Raw genomic sequence first — 19,972 nt, 5'->3', positions numbered from 1 at the left:
CGAATTGCTTTGTATAGTTTTTCATAACATCCACTCCTTTTCATTTTGATTTGTTTTAAGTATATATCTTTTTGATTATACGAAACAATCTGATTACTTATCAAGTTTATTTTATCGTTTTTTAACAAAATGGTGTCAATGAAAAAAAGAAGAAAAATATTTGAATTTTTTGTGACGAACTTGTAGGTTTTTGTATGATTTTGTAGGTTCGCTTATAAGATGTGTGAGTAGCTTTTATAAATTCAAATTGAAAGCGTTCGCATGAAGGGGATGAACATAAATGAAAAAATTCGGATTGGCAACACAAATTTTTGTCGCGCTTGTTTTAGGGATTGTAGTAGGGGCAGTCTTTTATGGCAATAAAACGGCGATTTCTTATATCACACCAATTGGGGATATATTTATTCACTTAATTAAGATGATTGTAGTACCAATTGTTATTTCAGCATTAATTGTTGCAGTAGCTGGTGTAGGAGATATGAAGAAGCTTGGGAAACTGGGTGGTAAGACAATTCTTTATTTCGAAATTATTACGACGATTGCTATTTTAATGGGATTACTTGCAGCGAATATATTCCAACCAGGTACTGGCGTTGATATGAGTAATTTACAGCAAAGTGATATTTCTTCTTATAAACAAACTGCAGATGCAACAGAGAAGAAAGGTTTTGCTGAGACAATTGTTCACATTGTACCGAAAAACGTATTTGAATCGATTGCACAAGGTGACCTATTACCGATTATATTCTTCTCAGTATTATTCGGTTTAGGAGTTGCGGCAATTGGAGAAAAAGGAAAGCCAGTCTTTAACTTCTTTGAAGGCGTACTCGAAGCCATGTTTTGGGTTACAAATCAAGTTATGAAATTTGCACCATTTGGTGTATTCGCATTAATTGCCGTTACGGTTGCAAAATTTGGTGTAGCAACATTACTTCCGTTAGGAAAACTAGTGCTAGCTGTATACGTAACTGTTATACTATTCGTTGTGATTGTATTAGGTATTAATGCACGAATGGTTGGAGTAAACATTTTTACATTAATGAAAATTTTAAAAGAAGAACTGATTCTTTCGTTTACAACAGCAAGTTCAGAAGCTGTTTTACCTAATATAATGAGAAAAATGGAAGAGTTCGGTTGTCCAAAGGCAGTTGCCTCTTTCGTAATTCCGACAGGTTATACATTTAACTTGACTGGATCGGCTATTTATCAAGCGTTAGCGGCATTGTTTGTTGCACAAATGTACGGTGTGCACATGTCACTAACGGAGCAAATAACGTTATTATTCGTTCTCATGTTAACATCCAAAGGCATGGCGGGAGTTCCAGGTGCATCGTTCGTTGTTGTATTAGCAACGTTAGGTTCAATGGGGTTACCACTAGAAGGTATCGCATTAATTGCGGGAATTGACCGCATTTTAGATATGATTCGCTCATCTGTCAATGTATTAGGAAATGCATTAGCGGCCATTGTTATGTCGAAGTGGGAAGGCGAATTCGATAATGAGAAAGCAAAACAATATGTAGAAACAGTCAAAGAAACAAAAGCAGCATAAGAAATCGTTAAGGAGTGAATAATCATGGCAACATTAACTGAAGTTAAAAATGGTGTTCGAATTGAAAAAGATTTTTTAGGTGAAAAAGAAGTACCAAACTATGCATACTACGGCGTACAAACAATGCGTGCAGTTGAAAACTTCCCAATTACAGGATACAAAATCCATGAAGGTTTAATTAAAGCGTTCGCAATTGTAAAAAAAGCAGCAGCGCTTGCGAATACAGATGTAGGAAGATTGGAATTAAACAAGGGCGGTGTGATCGCAGAAGCTGCTCAAGAAATTCTTGATGGAAAATGGCATGATCATTTCATCGTAGATCCAATTCAGGGCGGAGCAGGTACTTCAATGAACATGAATGCAAATGAAGTCATTGCCAATCGTGCGCTTGAATTATTAGGAATGGAAAAGGGAGACTATCATTATATTAGTCCAAATAGTCATGTAAATATGGCCCAATCAACAAATGATGCATTCCCAACGGCGATTCATATCGCAACATTAAATGCATTAGAAGGCTTATTACAAACGATGGGTTATATGCATGATGTATTTGAATTAAAAGCAGAACAGTTTGACCATGTTATTAAAATGGGTCGTACACATTTACAAGATGCGGTGCCAATCCGTCTTGGACAAGAATTTAAAGCATACTCTCGCGTACTTGAACGTGATATGAAACGAATTCAACAATCGCGTCAACATTTATATGAAGTAAATATGGGGGCAACTGCAGTTGGTACAGGCTTAAATGCAGACCCAGAATATATTGAAGCAGTTGTAAAACATTTAGCTGCAATTAGTGAATTACCGCTTGTTGGTGCAGAAGATTTAGTAGATGCGACACAAAATACGGATGCTTATACTGAAGTATCTGCAGCGCTTAAAGTATGTATGATGAATATGTCTAAAATTGCAAATGACCTTCGCTTAATGGCATCAGGTCCACGTGTTGGTTTAGCGGAAATTATGTTACCAGCTCGTCAACCAGGTTCTTCTATTATGCCAGGGAAAGTAAACCCTGTTATGCCAGAAGTTATTAATCAAATTGCGTTCCAAGTAATAGGTAATGATCATACAATTTGCCTTGCTTCAGAAGCAGGACAATTAGAATTAAACGTGATGGAACCAGTACTTGTTTTCAACTTACTGCAATCGATTAGCATTATGAATAACGGTTTCCGTGCCTTTACAGATAATTGCTTAAAAGGAATTGAAGCGAATGAAGATCGCTTAAAAGAGTATGTTGAGAAAAGTGTAGGAATTATTACAGCCGTGAACCCTCATATCGGTTATGAAGCAGCAGCTCGCGTTGCGAAAGAAGCAATTGCAACAGGCCAATCCGTTCGAGAACTTTGTGTGAAAAATGGTGTATTGTCACAAGAAGACTTAGAGTTAATTCTAGATCCATTCGAGATGACACACCCAGGGATTGCAGGAGCAACTCTTTTAAAGAAAAATTAAAAGAAGAGGGGGACAATCCCCTCTTTTTTGTTTACAATATAGAAATGCTATATATGAATAGAGGTAGGGATGTTATGAGCAAGTTTACAGTAGCTTCTAATGGTGCATTAGAAACAACATTAAGAGGAGCAGAAGTATTATCAACACCACTTTTAAATAAAGGGGTAGCTTTCACACAAAATGAAAGAGAAGAGTTAGGTTTAAAAGGGTTATTACCGCCAGCGGTTTTAACGTTAGAAGAACAGGCACGCCGAGCATACGAACAATTTAGTTCTCAGCCGGATGATTTATTAAAGAATGTATACTTAACTGCGTTACATGATCGAAATGAAGTATTATTTTATCGTATATTAACAGATCATTTACGTGAAATGTTACCGATTGTATATACACCAACTGTCGGTGTAGCAATTCAAAGATATAGTCATGAATATCGTAAACCACGTGGTGTTTATTTATCAATTAACGATCCATCAGGTATCGAAGAAGCATTCACGAATATCGGTGCAACAGCTGAGAACATTGATTTAGTCGTTGTAACAGATGGAGAAGGCATATTAGGAATTGGTGACTGGGGCGTTGGTGGTATTAACATCGCAATCGGAAAATTAGCTGTTTACACTGCTGCAGTTGGAATCGATCCTAGTCGTGTATTACCGGTAATTTTAGATGTAGGTACAAACCGTGAGGAGCTATTAAACAATCCATTTTATATTGGAAATCGTCACCCTCGTATAACAGGTGAAGCTTACGATGAATTTATTGATACGTTTGTACAAGCGGTAAACAAACAATTCCCGAAAGCACTTTTACATTGGGAAGACTTTAGCTCTCGTAACGCACGAAAAATTTTAGATAAATACCGTCATGACGTTTGTACGTTTAATGATGATATTCAAGGTACAGGTGCAGTTTCACTTGCGGCAGTATTATCGGCAGTGAAAGCTTCTGGTGTACCGCTAAGTGAACACCGCGTTGTTGTATTTGGTGCTGGTACGGCTGGAATCGGTATCGCAGATCAAGTTAGAGATGCGATGGTCCGCGTAGGCGTATCTGAAGAAGAATCATATAAGCGTTTCTGGTGTATTGATCGTAACGGGTTAGTTACAGATAATATGGAAGATCTTCTTGATTTCCAAATTCCGTACGCAAGAAAAGAAGCAGAAGTAAGTGAGTGGAAAGAAAATGATGTGATCGGACTTGCTGAAGTTGTGAAACATGTAAAACCGACAATTTTAATTGGTACATCTACTGTTGCAGGTGCATTTAAAGAAGAGATTATTAAAGAAATGGCTTCTCACGTAGAAAGACCAATCATTTTACCAATGTCGAATCCAACGCCACTTGCTGAAGCAAAACCAGCAGATTTAATCGAGTGGACAGAAGGAAGAGCGTTAGTTGCAACAGGAAGTCCATTTGAACCAGTTACATATAACGGTGTAACGTATGTGATTGGACAATCAAATAATGCACTTATTTTCCCAGGGCTTGGTCTTGGAACAATTGTAGTACGAGCAAGCGTCATGACGGATGGAATGTTCGCAGCGGCTGCTGAAGCAGTTGCAAGTATGGTAGATACAAGTCAGCCAGGAGCACCTATTTTACCAGAGGTCGAAGAATTACGTAATATCTCAGAAATGGTTGCAATTGAAGTAGCGAAAGTTGCAGTTGCAGAAGGTGTTGCAAGAGTGAACTTAAGTGATAACGATATCAAGATGGCAGTGCAAGAAGCAATGTGGAAGCCAGAGTATCGCCAAATAAAAGCGGTAGAAAAGGTTAGAATATAGAAAAAAAGCCCGTTTATAACAATAAGCGGGCTTTCACTTTTACTACTGAAAAAAAGTATAGGAAGTGTCACCTTTGAATTGGAATCAATTATGGAAGAAAGATATGTCCCTTTTAATTATATTAATGGTCGTTGTTCCGATTGCTGGGGAGCTGAACTTTCATCCCTTTAATGATACGTTTCGAGTTAGCTTCGGTACACCGCTATTCTTCTTTTTATTATTATTTTTAAGAAGAGTACCAGCAGGAGTTGCAGGTATTCTTGTTGGTATATCTGTAGTCTTATTCCGAGTATGTCTTGACTGGATCATGCAAGGTTCATTTCATATGACAGAATCATTTTATTTGCGTTATCCTGTGTTCTTCTATTATTTTATTTATGGCAGTTTTTTTTCGCTTTGTAGGGTAAATAAGTTCCATCAGAAACCAATCATTATTGGATGCCTTGGAATTTCAATTGAAATTGTTGCAAGTATGTCAGAACTTGCGTTTTATCACATGTTAGTACTAGGTACAACAATAACGATTTCTGAAGTGAATAAACTTATTATTATTGCTATTTTTCGTAGTTTCTTTGCACTTGGTTTTTTAAATATGATGAATTTATATGAAACGAAATTAAAAGAATCGCAAGTTCGAAAAGAAAATGAAAATATGTTAATGCATCTTTCTAATTTATATGTGGAATCTGTTCATTTGAAAAAGACGTTACAAAATGCGGAGTTAATTACACAAGAAGCATATCAACTATATCGAAATTTACAAGTAAGCGCTGATTCAAGTAGTAAAACAGCATTGAAAATAGCGGGGGAAGTGCATGAAATAAAAAAGGATAATCAAAGGATATTTGCAGGATTATCTAAACTGTTATTAGATAAAAATGTGGCTGAATATGTAGAAGGACATGAGTTAGCAGAGATGATTGTTAGAATAAACGAGAAGTATGCTGAAATGCTAGAAAAGGATATACGTTTTTCTAAACATATAGAAGGTGAGCATGCTGCATACCACGTGTATACAGTGCTATCAATTTTTAATAACTTAGTTGCAAATGCAGTTGAAGCAATTGAAGATAAAGGTTTCGTTATTATTAAGCTATATAAAAGAAATCAGCATATATTTTTTGAAGTAATTGACGATGGGCCTGGTATTACACAAAAGTATAAGAAATTAGTATTTAAGCCAGGATTTACTTCCAAGTATGATCAAACGGGAACACCGTCAACTGGTATTGGGCTTTCTTACATAAATGAAATGGTAACAGAGCTAGGCGGAGAAGTGAAATTAGAAGACCGAGAAAATAAAAGAGGATGTAAGTTTATCGTTTGTTTACCAGAGGATAGTTTAAAGCAGGAAGGGGAATAGATTTGTTTTATTATATCGTAGACGATGATGAAGTTTTCCGTTCGATGCTTTCGCAAATTATTGAAGATGGAGATCTTGGAGAAGTAATTGGTGAGGCGGATGACGGAGCTTTTATTGAAGCGGATCAACTAAATTTTAAAAAAGTAGATATTTTATTTATTGATTTGTTGATGCCGATGAGGGACGGAATTGAAACAGTTCGTCACATTGCGTCAACTTTCACGGGGAAAATCATTATGATTTCTCAAGTGGAATCGAAGCAGCTTATAGGTGAGGCATATACACTTGGTGTAGAATATTATATTACAAAACCATTAAACAAAATCGAAGTTGTATCTGTTGTACGCAAAGTGATGGAGCGTATTAGATTGGAGCGTTCTATACATGATATTCAAAAATCATTGAATAACGTGTTTCAGTGGGAAAAGCCGCAATTGCGTACTGAACCAGTGCAAGAAGGAAAAAAGATAGGGGATTTAGGGCGCTTTTTACTATCAGAACTCGGTATTGCCGGAGAGAATGGAAGTAAAGATTTACTTAGTATGCTGGAATATTTATATGGTCAAGAAAAGGCACAGACATTTGAGTTTGGCTTTCCTGCGTTAAAAGAAATTTTTCATCATATTACGATAAGGAAATTAGGGGATCTAGCTTTAGAGGCGGATATTGATAAAGAGAAAAAAGCGTCTGAACAAAGAGTACGTCGAGCTATTTATCAGTCGTTAAATCATTTGGCTTCTTTAGGATTAACAGACTTTTCAAATCCAAAATTTGAAAGCTATGCTCCAAAATTTTTCGATTTTACCGTAGTTAGAAAACGGATGACAGAAATGACGAAAGATGAACTCGCATCTTCTGGTCATACGCGAATTAATACGAAGAAGTTTATTCAAGTGTTGTATTTTGAGGCGAAGAGGTTGATGGAGATAGAGTGAAGAAGATGCTTATAAATAAGCATCTTCTTTTGTTAAATCAACATTTTATATTTTCTCGTGGAGCATGTAAAATGTTAAGTAAGAGAAAATGGTTTTATATTAAGGAAGTGTCAAAGCGATGAGTTTCACATTGAATAAATTGATTATTAAAGAAGTGTGCGGAGAGACCTCATATAAAAGAGGTGAAGCCTATTATAAATCAAATAAAGTGATAATAGATCATTACGATGAAAATAAAGAAATTTGTGAGGCGACAGTAAAAGGGAACGAGGATTTCCATGTTACAGTAGCAAAAGCCAAAAAGGGTGATGTTGTTGCAAAATGTAGTTGTCCTTCATTAGCGTCTTTTCAAACGTACTGTCAACATGTTGCAGCAGTATTAATACAAATAAACTATAATCAACAAACAGGTGGAATGAGCTCCACTAGTAGCAGAAATGATCAATTGACAAGTGGTATGTTTCAGCTGTTTGCAGACAAACCACTGAGGCCAAAAAGTAAACAACACCGTTTTGATACACGTGAAATATTAGATATTGAGTTTATATGTACACCAGTTGCTACGAGAAGTGGTGGGGCTCTTCTTGGGATTCAATTGAAACTTGCCAAAGTGTATTTCATAAATCATATTAGAGAATTTCTTTCTAAGGTGGAGAAAAGAGAGTCTTTTCATTGTTCAAATGAATTTACATATACACCAGATGTACATAGTTTTAAACAAGAAACGGATGCAATTATTCAGCAGCTCATTAAAATGTATCATAACGAAAAAATGTATGAAGATACGCTAGAAGTACATGCGAAACAAGATGAAAGTATGATATTTATACCACCAGCTTCATGGAAAGATATGCTCTTTTCACTTTCTAAAGCTGAATATGTACAGCTGAAACAAAATGAACAACTGTTTCAGGGATTACAAGTTTCAAAAGGTTTGTTGCCGTTACACTTTGAATTTACGAAGGGAAATAATGGCGGATTTACACTTCATATAGATGGTTTAAATCGTGTACAAGTTATGGATATGTATAACAATGCACTTTACGATGGGAAATTATATCACTTACACATTGAAGATTGTATGCGACTTATTGAATTACAAAAGATGATGAGTCGCTCAAATAGTAATCAGTTTTATATTCCAGAAAGTAAGATGGAACATTTCGTCGCGAAAGTTGTACCAGGATTAATGAAGCTCGGAACTGTACACATTGATGAAGTAATATCGGATCGTGTTGAAACACCTTCGCTAAAAGCGAAATTGTATTTAGACCGCGTGAAAAATCGCTTATTAGCAGGTCTTGAATTTCACTATGGGAACGTCATGATTAATCCGCTAGAAGAGGATGGACAGCCGTCTGTTTTTAATCGTGATGAGAAAAAAGAAAAAGAGATTTTAGACATTATGAGTGAAAGTGCTTTTGCAAAAACAGAAGGCGGTTACTTTATGCATAATGAAGAAGCTGAGTATAACTTTTTATATCACGTCGTGCCAACATTAAAAGGTTTAGTTGATATTTATGCGACAACAGCAATCAAATTGCGAATTAGTAAAGGGGATGCAGTTCCTCTTATTAGAGTGAGAAGAAAAGAAAGAATTGATTGGTTGTCATTTCGTTTTGATATAAAAGGAATACCAGAAGCAGAAATTAAAGGTGTATTAGCGGCCCTTGAAGAGAAACGTAAATATTATCGATTGGCGAATGGTTCGTTTTTATCGCTAGAGAGTAAAGAGTTTAATGAAATTAATCAGTTTATAAAAGAATCAGGTATTCGGAAAGAATTTTTACATGGAGAAGAGGTAAATGTTCCGCTTATTCGAAGTGTAAAATGGATGAACGGACTTCATGAAGGCAATGTTTTAAGTTTGGATGATTCTGTTCAAGAGTTAGTAGAAAACATTCAAAACCCGAAAAAATTAAAGTTTGCTGTGCCAAATACTTTAAATGCAGAAATGAGAAAGTATCAAGTATATGGGTTCGAATGGATGAAAACACTTGCTCATTACCGTTTTGGCGGTATTTTAGCAGATGATATGGGACTTGGAAAAACGTTGCAAAGCATTGCTTTTATAGATTCTGTTTTGACTGAGATTCGAGAAAAGAAACTGCCAATATTAGTCGTTTCACCATCATCTCTTGTTTATAATTGGTTTAGTGAATTGAAAAAATTCGCCCCGCATATTAGAGCAGTTATTGCAGATGGAAACCAAGCAGAGCGCCGGAAAATTTTGAAAGATATAACGGGATTTGATGTCGTAATCACGTCATATCCATTACTGAGAAGAGATATAAGATTATATGCAAGACCATTTCATACACTATTTCTTGATGAAGCACAGGCGTTTAAAAACCCTACAACGCAAACGGCAAGAGCTGTGAAAACAATTCAAGCTGAATACCGTTTCGGACTAACTGGTACACCTGTAGAAAATTCATTAGAAGAGCTATGGTCTATCTTCCATGTCGTCTTCCCGGAATTATTACCAGGAAGAAAAGAGTTCGGTGATTTAAGGCGTGAAGATATAGCGAAGCGAGTGAAACCATTCGTATTAAGACGATTAAAAGGGGACGTATTAAATGAGTTGCCAGAGAAAATAGAGCACTTACAATCATCGGAGTTATTACCCGATCAAAAGAGTCTCTATGCTGCTTATTTAGCGAAGTTAAGGGAAGAAACGTTAAAGCATTTAGACAAAGACACGTTACGTAAAAATAAAATTAGAATTTTAGCTGGTTTAACGAGATTGCGACAAATTTGTTGTCATCCCGCTTTATTTGTTGATGATTACAAAGGAAGTTCAGCTAAATTTGAACAACTGTTAGAGATTTTAGAGGAATGTAGAAGTACAGGGAAGAGAATATTAATTTTTTCTCAATTTACGAAGATGCTTTCCATTATTGGTCGTGAGTTAAATCGACAAGCAATTCCATACTTTTATTTAGACGGGAGTACACCAGCGCAGGATCGTGTAGAGCTGTGCGATCGGTTTAACGAAGGAGAAGGAGATCTATTTCTCATTTCTTTAAAAGCTGGTGGTACCGGACTTAATTTAACTGGTGCAGATACAGTAATATTATATGATTTATGGTGGAATCCAGCTGTTGAACAACAAGCGGCCGATAGGGCGTATCGAATGGGACAAAAAAATACAGTGCAAGTTATAAAGCTAGTAGCTCAGGGAACAATTGAGGAGAAAATGCATGAACTGCAAGAAAGTAAGAAAAATTTAATCGCTGAAGTGATTGAGCCGGGAGAAGAGAAATTGTCCTCAATCACAGAGGAAGAAATTCGAGATATTTTAATGATTTAATATAAAAAAGCTATGCCTTCAAATTTATGAGGGCATAGCTTTTTTGTTGTAATAATTATATTTTGTTTTGTACAAAGTAAAGAAATCAAATGTTATTTAAATTACTTCTTTGTACCTTTACTTTTGTATGGTTTGGCAGCTGCCTTTTTCTTTGCACTTGATTGCCAACGGTTCCATCCTTTACTTCCTGTACCTTGTCCTACACCTTTTTTCGGTTTTGCTTTCGTTTTACTCATATGATCACTCCGTTATATAAAAATCTTATTTGATAATAGTCAATGATTTAGAAAATACTCTTTATAAATGACTATGATTGCTTTAAGTAAAAATAAACTGCTTGAATGCTATAGTATAACATGAATTTGCAAGTAAACTGAAAGGAATTATAAAGAAAATGAAAATAATAAGAAATACTGCAGATTCTATATTCCGAACGATCACATTAATTGTTGTGTATACGTTAGTTTCGGTCAGTGAAACATTTTTTGGATTGACGAGGCAGAAAAAGTAAAGATGTTAAATTAACAACAATCAATAAAGCCGTAAAATAAAGAATTGAAAAATATTTTAAAACTTTTTGTTGACTTTCTTTATTTTTTGTATAGAATAATCATTAATAAAATGTTTCAGAGATGTGACAACAAAACGACTATGAAAGGACGAGTAGTAGTAGGACGTAGTTTAAGCGAGTCAGGGGTGGTGTGAGCCTGATACGAAGCCTATTATGAAGAACCTCCTGGAGTTGCTAACCGAAATCCTTTATAGGAAAGTAGACTTAGCCGGGAACTTCGCCGTTACAAGAAGAACAGTATCGAGATATTTCATCTCCGTATTGTATAAGTGAGCAACCTCTGTTGCTAATTTGGGTGGTACCGCGGAACCAAAGCCTTTCGTCCCAGTTTTTTGGGAAAGAAGGGCTTTTTTTGTTGGCTTCTTTTCACAACATCCAAACATTTTAGGAGGAAACCACCATGTATCAATCATTAATGACAGTAAGAGAGACTCAAATCGCAATTAAGGAAGTTAAAACATTTTTCGAGGACCAATTAGCAAAACGCCTTGAACTATTCCGCGTATCTGCACCATTATTCGTAACGAAAAAATCAGGATTAAACGATCACCTAAACGGTGTAGAACGTCCAATTGAATTTGATATGTTACATTCAGGAGAAGAATTAGAAATTGTTCATTCACTAGCGAAATGGAAACGATTTGCATTACATGAATACGGATATGAAGCTGGTGAAGGTTTATATACAAACATGAACGCGATTCGTCGTGATGAAGAACTTGATGCAACGCATTCCATTTATGTTGACCAATGGGATTGGGAAAAAATCGTTCAAAAAGAATGGCGTACTGTTGAATACTTACAAAAAACAGTACAAACAATTTATGGAATATTCAAAGATTTAGAAGATCACTTATTTGAAAAATATCCGTTCCTTGGAAAGTATTTACCGGAAGAAATTGTTTTCGTTACTTCTCAAGAATTAGAAGATAAATATCCAGAATTAACACCGAAAGATCGTGAACATGCAATTGCAAAAGAACACGGTGCAGTCTTCATTATCGGAATTGGTGATGCACTTCGTTCAGGTGAAAAGCATGACGGACGCGCAGCTGATTATGACGATTGGAAATTAAACGGTGACATTTTATTCTGGCACCCAGTACTACAATCTTCATTTGAGTTATCATCAATGGGAATTCGTGTTGATAGTAAATCACTTGATGAGCAGTTAACGAAAACTGGTGAAGACTTCAAACGTGAGTATGATTTCCATAAAGGTATACTAGAAGACGTACTACCATTAACAATCGGCGGTGGCATTGGACAATCAAGAATGTGCATGTACTTCTTACGTAAAGCACATATCGGTGAAGTTCAATCTTCTGTATGGCCTGACGATTTACGTGAAGCTTGCAAGAAAGAAAACATTCATCTGTTTTAATAGAAGTAAGAGAGGGTAGCTCAAAGAGTTATCCTCTCTTTTTATTGTGTAAACGAATGGTTTACAGTGAATTTTACTAATGGTTTCTTTCTTTTACATCTCTTTTTATGTAATAATTTGTCAAAGGAGGGGACGTTATGAACTTAGGAGAACAGTTAAAAAAACTACGAGAGTCAAAGGGATTTTCACAAGAGGATGTTGCTAAAAAGATTGGTGTAACGAGGCAAGCAGTATACAAATGGGAAAATGATAAAAGTTATCCTGATATTGATAATTTAATTTTGCTGAGCGAAATGTATAATGTTACGCTAGATGAGTTGATAAAAGGGAATCAAGATTTCAAAAAGAAAATACATAGTGATGCAGAAGATGAGGATTTTGAGAAAGAGAATGATTTTGGTTTTTATATTGGGTTTGGATTGCTAATTATGAGTGCATTCATTGATTATGAAGGAATACAAGTATTTGTATTAGGAGTTGCACTATTCATGATGGTTTTTTATTCGAATGTGAAGAAAGTTATTTTGAATGAATATAGATCGTTTTTTCAAGAGAAAGAGCGAAAAGATATATGTGATAAAAAGTGAGAAGAGTTAGTTATATTTCCTAGGAAAGGGTATAACGAATATTTTTATTGTATTATAATGATTTTGGGATATCGGTAATATGAAAGCTATTTGGGTAGATCCTTGAAATCTATATGTAAAATGATAATAAAGTTATTTAATTTTAAAAGCTCAAACAAGCATAACCCCGTTCTAAAGCTAGGACGGGGTTCAAAATATAATAATAAAATCGCTTAAGAGTCTACGTTTTATTCAATGATAGTGCCTTTTTATAAAACGTCACTTGCTTATTTATTACCGAGTTCTTCCGCTAAACCGATTAAAATTCCTTCGACTCCACGAATGTAGCAGAGACGATACGAGTTCTCGTACTGAACTACTTCACCAACGAGCTCTGCACCATGCTTAGTGAGTCTCGATACCATTTCGTCAATATCCTCGACGGTGAACATGACGCGTAGATAACCGAGGGCGTTTACAGGAGCTGTTCGGTGATCTGCTATAGTAGGAGGGGTGAGAAATCGCGAAAGTTCAATTCGGCTGTGGCCATCTGGAGTGACCATCATAGCGATCTCTACGCACTGAGAACCGAGTCCAGTTACGCGACCAGCCCATTCACCTTCGACATTGGCTCGACCTTCGAGATTCAAGCCAATCTCCTCAAAGAAAGAGATTGCGTTATCAAGGGATTCTACAACGATGCTGACATTGTCCATTCGTAGTAATTTGTTTTTTGCCATAGTCTTATCTCCTTATGTATAAAAGTTCATTATTTAATCATCCTCATAATTATACTACTAAGTAGTTACAAATTCCTTTCAGTCAAAAACACCTTGTCACAGTATAGGAAAAATTGACAAGGTGCTTTTAATATGTCATATAGCATCTTGTTAACGAATAGCTTTTTATTTAATAGGAAGGAAGTAGATTAATATGATTTTTTTATAAGCGTTACTAAACATATCAAATTAGCTCATTTGCACGAAAGGCTCAATTTTCGCCATAAATGATTGATGCAGCGCCTCAACGCCTGTTACTAAATGAAGGCGGTCAATAACGACAGACACTTTAATTTCTGATGTACTTACCATTTTAATATGAATATCTTCTTCTTTTAAAGTAGTGAACATATTTGCAGCGACACCTGGGTTAGATACCATGCCAGATCCTACGATTGATACTTTTGCTAAGTGGTTTTCATGTTCTACAGATTCATAGTGAAGAGTTTCTTGATTTTGTTCCAAAACTTTTAAAGTTTCTCTTAAATCATTCGAGTGAATGGAGAAGGAGAGATGTACAGTTCCTTCATTTGTAATACTTTGAATGATGATATCTACATTAATGTGTGCTGCTGCTAATGTAGAGAAAACTGTTGAAAGCGAGCCTTGTTCTAGTCCTTTAATTGTGACACGTGTAATATTATCCTCAAATGCAATACCTTTAACGATTGATTGTTGTTCCATGTTACATTCTCCTTTTACAATTGTTCCGTTTTCTTGTTCCATACTTGAGCGAACTTCTAAAACTACGTTATGATTTTTAGCAAACTCAACGGCGCGCGGGTGTAATACGCCAGCACCGAGATTAGCAAGCTCTAACATTTCGTCATAAGAAATTTCGTCTAATTTGTAAGCATCTTTTACAACTCGTGGGTCCGTCGTATATACGCCTGTAACATCCGTATAAATATCACATTTTTTTGCTTTAAGTGCAGCGGCTAATGCGACAGCAGTTGTATCAGAACCGCCTCGTCCAAGCGTTGTAATTTCAAAATCTTCACTGACTCCTTGGAAACCAGCTACAATAACAATCGTACCTTCAGCAAGATAAGATTGAATACGATCTGTATGAATGTCAGTAATCCGTGCACTACTATGTACAGATTCTGTCGTAATACCTGCTTGCCACCCTGTTAATGAAATTGCATGATAGCCTTTTGCTTGCAGTGCTATTGTTAATAATGAAATAGTTACTTGTTCTCCTGTAGATAGAAGCATATCCATTTCACGTTTACTTGGATTTTCTGTGATAGCGTTAGCGAGTGCGACAAGTTCATCTGTGCTTTTTCCCATTGCTGAAACGACAGAGACAATGCTATGACCTCGTTCATATTCTTCAATAATTAAATTTGCTACATGTTGAATGCGTTCGACGCTTCCGACAGAAGTGCCACCAAATTTTTGAACAATTGTTTCCATTACAAATTCCTTCTTTCGTCTATTTTTAAGAATAGATTAGGAAATATATCAATCCCAATACTCCTGTAGTTACCAGAAAGACAAACAAAAAACACCATCTCAAATAAGTGAGGATGGTGCTGTTACAGGAAAAGGGAAACAGAAAACGGAGCTAATAAAAAAACCGCCAAAAAAGGAATATCATAAAAAATGATATCTCTTTTTTGTAGATAGCTCTTCATACGTACACGTCTGTACATATGACAGTTCTGTTTCTATTCGAAAACAGCCCCAATTGATAAATGCAGAGAAATTTATCAATTTCGGCAATACTTCCTTTCATCTAAGTTCATAGACATCTCTGTGTCTCCATTAGAATACTCATAAGTATCGCAACCTCTATCTCACGTTTTAGGCGAGAGTGTTTGATTTATGAAGTTGTTGGTAACATTTGTTTTATAATAATTTAAATTTTTCGGGGAATCAAGTGTTTTATATATATTTTAAAAATTCTTTCTTTTTTCTGAGGAAGTTTGTGAAAAATGTAGCAAAATAAATGCATTGCATGTACATTAAACTTATAGTGCATAGGAGGTGGGGAGAATGAAAAGGAAACAGCCTATTTATGTTGCGACAAAAATGAACAAGAAGATGGAAAATTACGGGAATATACGCAAGAACCACATATACATACAGTGTGGGATGCTCGCTTTACTGAAATTTCGTATTTAGAGAAAAAAGAAGGAGAACCACAGAAGTTTTTGTATAAAACAAAGATTGGATTTGGGTTTGAAATAGCTGGAGAAGGGGAATCAATAGGTGAAATAAGAAAAGATATTTTAATGCAGTTATGCAATTGGATGGAAACGAAAATGAAATTGTAGATTATTTTGGCGAACCACATTTACTCGTTTCTACACTGCATTTTCATATCGATGAGTTAGGGGCAATGCATATTTCTTCAAAGAAACAATGGTTTTATATGTTTGGAAGAAAAATGCCGTTACCAAAATTTTTGTATGGTGAAGCAAAAATTGTTGAAAGTTATGATGCAACACTACAGTGTTTTCGAATTCATGTACAAGTACGAAACCCGTTAATTGGCTCGCTTTTTTCATATAAGGGAACATTTGTGGAAAGGAAATAAACGATATGAAAAATATAATATTTGGGCTTGCTTGTTATGTTGTTTTTCTAATATATGAGTGGTCGAATATAAATCCTGTTGAAGCAATTATATTATTGTCTGTTTTATTATTTATACCAATGTCACTTTGTATTATTGATAAAAGAAAAAGAGATGGATCGTATTTATTATTTTATAAATTCGTATCGTTTTTATATCCAATCGCAGCAATTTGTGCAATGCTAGCTTTCGTCACAAATTACAATGTATTTGCGCTAGTTTGGTTTGTATATACAGGAATTGTTGCGTTATTTGGTGTAAGTAGATTGCTAGAAAGAGGATGGAAGCCGTTAGAAGAAATCGCCATAGATAGTGCGTTTATTTATTTGTTTTTAGGTGGTTTTTGGTTTTTTGCTTCAGTAGCAAAACTTTCAATTATGCATTTTAGCTCTGACATTGTTTTACTCACAGCAGCGCATTTTCATTATTCGGCGTTTCTATTGCCATTATCAGCTGGTTTAATAGGGAGAAAAAGAGAAAAGAGAAGTAAAGTATATGATGCTATTATGTTTATCATCATGATTTCACCTATGACAGTTGCAATAGGAATTACATACTCGAGAATATTTGAATTTTTTGCAGTGCTCCTATATTTATGTGCCATTTATGGATATGGATTTTACGTTTGGAGAGCAAAATTTAATGCTATCAGTGCAAAGATTCTTTTAATCGTTTCGTCTAGTACACTCATGGTTACAATTATGTTCTCACTTATATATTCATACGGAAATTTGAAGCATGTAATGACGATTACAATTGCTCAAATGGTTTGGATTCACGGTGTTGTCAACGGAATTGGAGTAGCGTTACCGGCATTTGTCGGCTGGATGATCGAAAAGAGTGTTCCGAATTATAAATACTATGGGAAACCAATGAGTAAATTAAGAGGAAGTGTGGCAATTGGTGAGGCTTTTTTATATAGCGGCAATTTAGTAGGCAGTAAGGAATACAACGGTTTAGTTGATCAAATAACTGATTTTCATAGTGAGTCATTTGACGTGACGAAGGTACCTTTAAGTATGATTCGTTTTTATGAAAATACAACAGAGTATGAGTTGCAATCAAATATTAAATGGGCTCGTTGGTTCCGCCTATTTGCATTTTGTTATGAGAAAATGAGCAAGCATGTAGGACAAATACATTTAGGGATGGGCGGCAATTGGGAAACGATGCATGGCTCTATCATTGGTGTAATGGATGAGGAAGATGGAAGAGAGAATGTAAGGGCTTGGATAAGGAAAAATGAAGCAGGTGAATCTATTTTTGTAGCTCTTTATTCAAAGCATACAAATAAGAATGAGACATATATGAATATCGCCTTACCTTTACCTTATTCGAATATGACTGGTATTTTGAAACTATATAATGATAGTCATGATTTAATCATTACTAGTAAGTTAAGAGAAAATGGTCAGGGAGATGAGGGGATTTATTTACATACTCGGTTCTTAACAATCCGTTTACCATTAGCAGAGACTTTTATTATAAAAGAGCGCACGGATCACATACTAGAAGCTAATCATAGAATGTGGATATTTGGAGTTAAGTTTTTAGAAATTGATTATAAGATTAAGAAAGTAGAGGAGAAGTAAGAAAAGCTTGGAGAGATTCCAAGCTTTTTTACGTATGTGTAATTGTTATAGCAACTTGTTTATCTAGCTCATTATCCCAAATACGTTGAATTTCAAAAGTGCCTGTTTCAAAAAATAATGGGAATCTTTCTTTAAACCAAGTTTGCATAGGTAGCTTTAGTGCTGTATCGGTTGGCATCCATAATAATTCACCCTCAGGAGGGTTCAAAAGAAGTTCACCTTCAAATGAGTCTGTCCAATAGTTAAATACCATATATCGAACATTACCTTTCGGATTTACATATTCATCTAATCCTTTAAAAGTTAAATTGGAAACAAGTAGCCCAGTTTCTTCTTTTACTTCTCTTATAGCGGCTTGAACGATACTTTCGGGGAAATCTACTTTGCCGCCAGGAGCGATGTAGCCAGGGAAACCTCGATGGCTGGGGCGTTTTATGAGTAAAATTTCATTGTTACGTTGGATCATACACATTGTATAGATCTGATGTTCGATGTTATGTGAATTTGGAGGCATAATGATGTATTCTCCTTTATATTTTTTTGATAATTTTACCATAACATAATTGTTTCTTATATAATTAGAAATGGAATGTTATAAATTTTCAGTTATATATTATAAATTCTATAGTCATTCGAAAAGAGGGGAGAGACATGCAAGGAGAAATACAAAAGGAGAAAAGTTTAGGTTATATTGGAAAATTATTATTACCAGTTAAAGTATCAACGCACTTTAAGTTTTTATGGATTGGACAATTACTCTCGGCCTTAGGTAGTTCGATAACTATGGTCATACTTCCAGTTGTTGTGTATTCGTTAACTGGTTCAACAGTTGTAATGGGGATGACGATGGCAATGTACATGCTACCTAATATTCTTGCTTTACCGTTTGCGGGTTTAATTGTAGACCGAATTGATCGGGTTAGGTTAATGTTATTTACGGATATAATCCGCTGTATATTAATGCTATTACTTGCATCGCTTATATTTATGGATTTATTAACAATTACGATTTTATATATTCTCGTTGCCATATACGGACTTATGGAAGGGATATTCCAACCAGCATATTCTGCTGTAAGGGCGAAAGTATTCGTCCCTGAAATTCGTAATGCAGCTAACGCACTCACTCAAATGAGTAATCAAGGTATACGATTAATTGGGCCAGCACTTGGTGGGTTAATCGTATCGGTTGCATCTGCAGGGATAGGTTTCGGACTAGATGCAGCAACGTACTTATTATCATTTTTATGTTTATTATTTTTAAAAGAAATTAAGTTTAAAAAAGTAAAACCCATTGAAAAGAGTAAGCTTAATTACAAACAAGAGTTTATGGAAGGTGTTTTAGTTTTAAAAAGTCATCCGTGGCTGTGGATTACAATTTTAGTTTTTTCTTTTATAAATATTTGTTATGCCGGCATTATCGTCGTATTAATTCCATGGTTATTTAATGTTCATCATCATTTTGAAGCTTACGTGTATGGACTTGGCATGGCCTTTTCTGGTGGTGGGGCTGTAATTGCCGCATTAATATTTGGTGGGAAAGAGCTGTGGCATAAGAGAGGATTACTGGCTTATGGAGGTGTTTTAATGAGTGGCATTGCTTTATTAATTATGCCATTCATTTCTTGGGCACCCGCTTTAATATTCTTAATGGCAATTGAAGGATTTGGCATGATGATATTTGGACTCATTTGGGAAACGAGTTTACAGGAGCTTGTACCAGAAGAAGCATTCGGAAGAGTGGCAAGCCTTGATATGTTGGGTTCTTTTGCTTTATTGCCATTAGGATACGTAGTTGTAGGCTGGTTAGCTACTGTCATAGGTGGCGAGATAACTATTATAACACTAGCTAGTTTAGTAATTTTAACAATTGGAATAGCATTGTCTGTACCGAGTATTCGTCGATTTAATTGATTATATGGGAAAATAGGGCTAGACCTATATAGAAAATAACTTAGCATATAATCAACTAGTATTAATAAAACATCTTTGTAATGAAAAGCCTTCCATACACATTTGGCACAAAAAAATTAGTATGGAAGCAACAAAATTAGAAATCACAAAAGAAGTGACGGAAGCGAT

The 19,972-nt window shown here is 35.4% G+C and carries 14 protein-coding genes, 2 pseudogenes, 1 riboswitch and 1 other annotated feature; of the genes and pseudogenes, 12 read left to right on the top strand and 4 right to left on the bottom strand.

Going from position 1 to position 19,972, the window contains the following annotated elements; translation table 11 throughout:
- Positions 1–280 precede the first annotated feature (280 nt).
- The 6 genes from HMAS_RS15455 to HMAS_RS15430 all read left to right on the top strand — a co-directional run bounded on the left by HMAS_RS15455 (position 281) and on the right by HMAS_RS15430 (position 10,414).
- Positions 281–1,552: a cation:dicarboxylate symporter family transporter gene (locus HMAS_RS15455; protein ID WP_000713293.1), complete on the top strand. Its 1,272-nt coding sequence runs from the start codon at positions 281–283 to the stop codon at positions 1,550–1,552.
- Positions 1,553–1,576: 24 nt separating this feature from the next.
- Positions 1,577–3,016 carry an aspartate ammonia-lyase gene (gene aspA, locus HMAS_RS15450; protein WP_016122264.1) on the top strand — a complete coding sequence of 480 codons (1,440 nt, stop codon included), beginning with the start codon at positions 1,577–1,579 and terminating at the stop codon, positions 3,014–3,016.
- Between the two features lie 74 nt (positions 3,017–3,090).
- Complete coding sequence (gene malS / locus HMAS_RS15445; protein ID WP_002023847.1) at positions 3,091–4,803, top strand: oxaloacetate-decarboxylating malate dehydrogenase; 1,713 nt, start codon at positions 3,091–3,093, stop codon at positions 4,801–4,803.
- Positions 4,804–4,867: 64 nt separating this feature from the next.
- Positions 4,868–6,166: a sensor histidine kinase gene (locus tag HMAS_RS15440; RefSeq protein WP_002023846.1), complete on the top strand. Its 1,299-nt coding sequence runs from the start codon at positions 4,868–4,870 to the stop codon at positions 6,164–6,166.
- Positions 6,167–6,168: 2 nt separating this feature from the next.
- Positions 6,169–7,101: a response regulator gene (locus tag HMAS_RS15435; protein ID WP_000500302.1), complete on the top strand. Its 933-nt coding sequence runs from the start codon at positions 6,169–6,171 to the stop codon at positions 7,099–7,101.
- 118 nt (positions 7,102–7,219) lie between these two features.
- Positions 7,220–10,414 (top strand): DEAD/DEAH box helicase, encoded by a 3,195-nt coding sequence (locus HMAS_RS15430; RefSeq protein WP_044306966.1) that lies wholly within the window; start codon positions 7,220–7,222, stop codon positions 10,412–10,414.
- 101 nt (positions 10,415–10,515) lie between these two features.
- Here HMAS_RS15430 and HMAS_RS15425 read toward each other — a convergent pair whose 3' ends face one another.
- Positions 10,516–10,650, bottom strand: coding sequence for a DUF3934 domain-containing protein (locus HMAS_RS15425; protein ID WP_000047588.1), 135 nt, complete (start codon positions 10,648–10,650; stop codon positions 10,516–10,518).
- A 406-nt stretch (positions 10,651–11,056) separates the two neighbouring features.
- Positions 11,057–11,315: a binding site (T-box leader), on the top strand.
- A gap of 70 nt (positions 11,316–11,385) precedes the next feature.
- Here HMAS_RS15425 and asnA point away from each other — a divergent pair.
- Both asnA and HMAS_RS15410 read left to right on the top strand, forming a co-directional pair.
- A complete protein-coding gene (gene asnA, locus HMAS_RS15415) occupies positions 11,386–12,369 on the top strand; it encodes an aspartate--ammonia ligase (RefSeq protein ID WP_000284917.1) in 984 nt (327 codons plus the stop codon).
- Positions 12,370–12,506: 137 nt separating this feature from the next.
- On the top strand, positions 12,507–12,956 hold the full coding sequence (locus HMAS_RS15410; protein WP_001048452.1) for a helix-turn-helix domain-containing protein: 450 nt from the start codon (positions 12,507–12,509) through the stop codon (positions 12,954–12,956).
- A gap of 266 nt (positions 12,957–13,222) precedes the next feature.
- Here the strand turns inward: HMAS_RS15410 and HMAS_RS15405 are convergent, their stop codons facing one another.
- Complete coding sequence (locus HMAS_RS15405) at positions 13,223–13,675, bottom strand: VOC family protein (RefSeq protein ID WP_001107259.1); 453 nt, start codon at positions 13,673–13,675, stop codon at positions 13,223–13,225.
- Positions 13,676–13,903: 228 nt separating this feature from the next.
- The gene (locus tag HMAS_RS15400) at positions 13,904–15,133 is read right to left on the bottom strand and encodes an aspartate kinase (protein WP_000448028.1); all 1,230 of its coding nucleotides are present in this window, start codon (positions 15,131–15,133) and stop codon (positions 13,904–13,906) included.
- Between the two features lie 202 nt (positions 15,134–15,335).
- Positions 15,336–15,522: riboswitch (Lysine riboswitch) on the bottom strand.
- 193 nt (positions 15,523–15,715) lie between these two features.
- On the opposite strand from HMAS_RS15400, the pseudogene HMAS_RS15390 reads away from it, so the two are divergent.
- The 3 genes and pseudogenes from HMAS_RS15390 to HMAS_RS15380 all read left to right on the top strand — a co-directional run.
- Positions 15,716–15,993: pseudogene (locus tag HMAS_RS15390) on the top strand (hypothetical protein); the annotation flags it as partial.
- Positions 15,936–16,259, top strand: a pseudogene (locus tag HMAS_RS15385) (DUF4166 domain-containing protein); the annotation flags it as partial. The pseudogenes HMAS_RS15390 and HMAS_RS15385, both read left to right, overlap by 58 nt.
- Before the next feature lie 5 nt (positions 16,260–16,264).
- Positions 16,265–17,890, top strand: coding sequence for a YndJ family protein (locus HMAS_RS15380; RefSeq protein WP_025710154.1), 1,626 nt, complete (start codon positions 16,265–16,267; stop codon positions 17,888–17,890).
- Positions 17,891–17,918: 28 nt separating this feature from the next.
- Here HMAS_RS15380 and HMAS_RS15375 read toward each other — a convergent pair whose 3' ends face one another.
- Positions 17,919–18,404, bottom strand: coding sequence for an 8-oxo-dGTP diphosphatase (locus HMAS_RS15375; protein ID WP_116344911.1), 486 nt, complete (start codon positions 18,402–18,404; stop codon positions 17,919–17,921).
- A gap of 137 nt (positions 18,405–18,541) precedes the next feature.
- Here HMAS_RS15375 and HMAS_RS15370 point away from each other — a divergent pair, with 137 nt between their 5' ends.
- On the top strand, positions 18,542–19,804 hold the full coding sequence (locus HMAS_RS15370) for an MFS transporter (RefSeq protein ID WP_001161164.1): 1,263 nt from the start codon (positions 18,542–18,544) through the stop codon (positions 19,802–19,804).
- Positions 19,805–19,972: the final 168 nt, after the last annotated feature.

Origin of the sequence: Bacillus sp. HMA207, from assembly GCF_003402455.1 — a bacterium.
Lineage (GTDB): Bacteria > Bacillota > Bacilli > Bacillales > Bacillaceae_G > Bacillus_A > Bacillus_A cereus.
The sequence above is the reverse complement of the archived record's forward strand: the minus strand, read 5'-3'. Positions and strand labels throughout refer to the sequence as shown.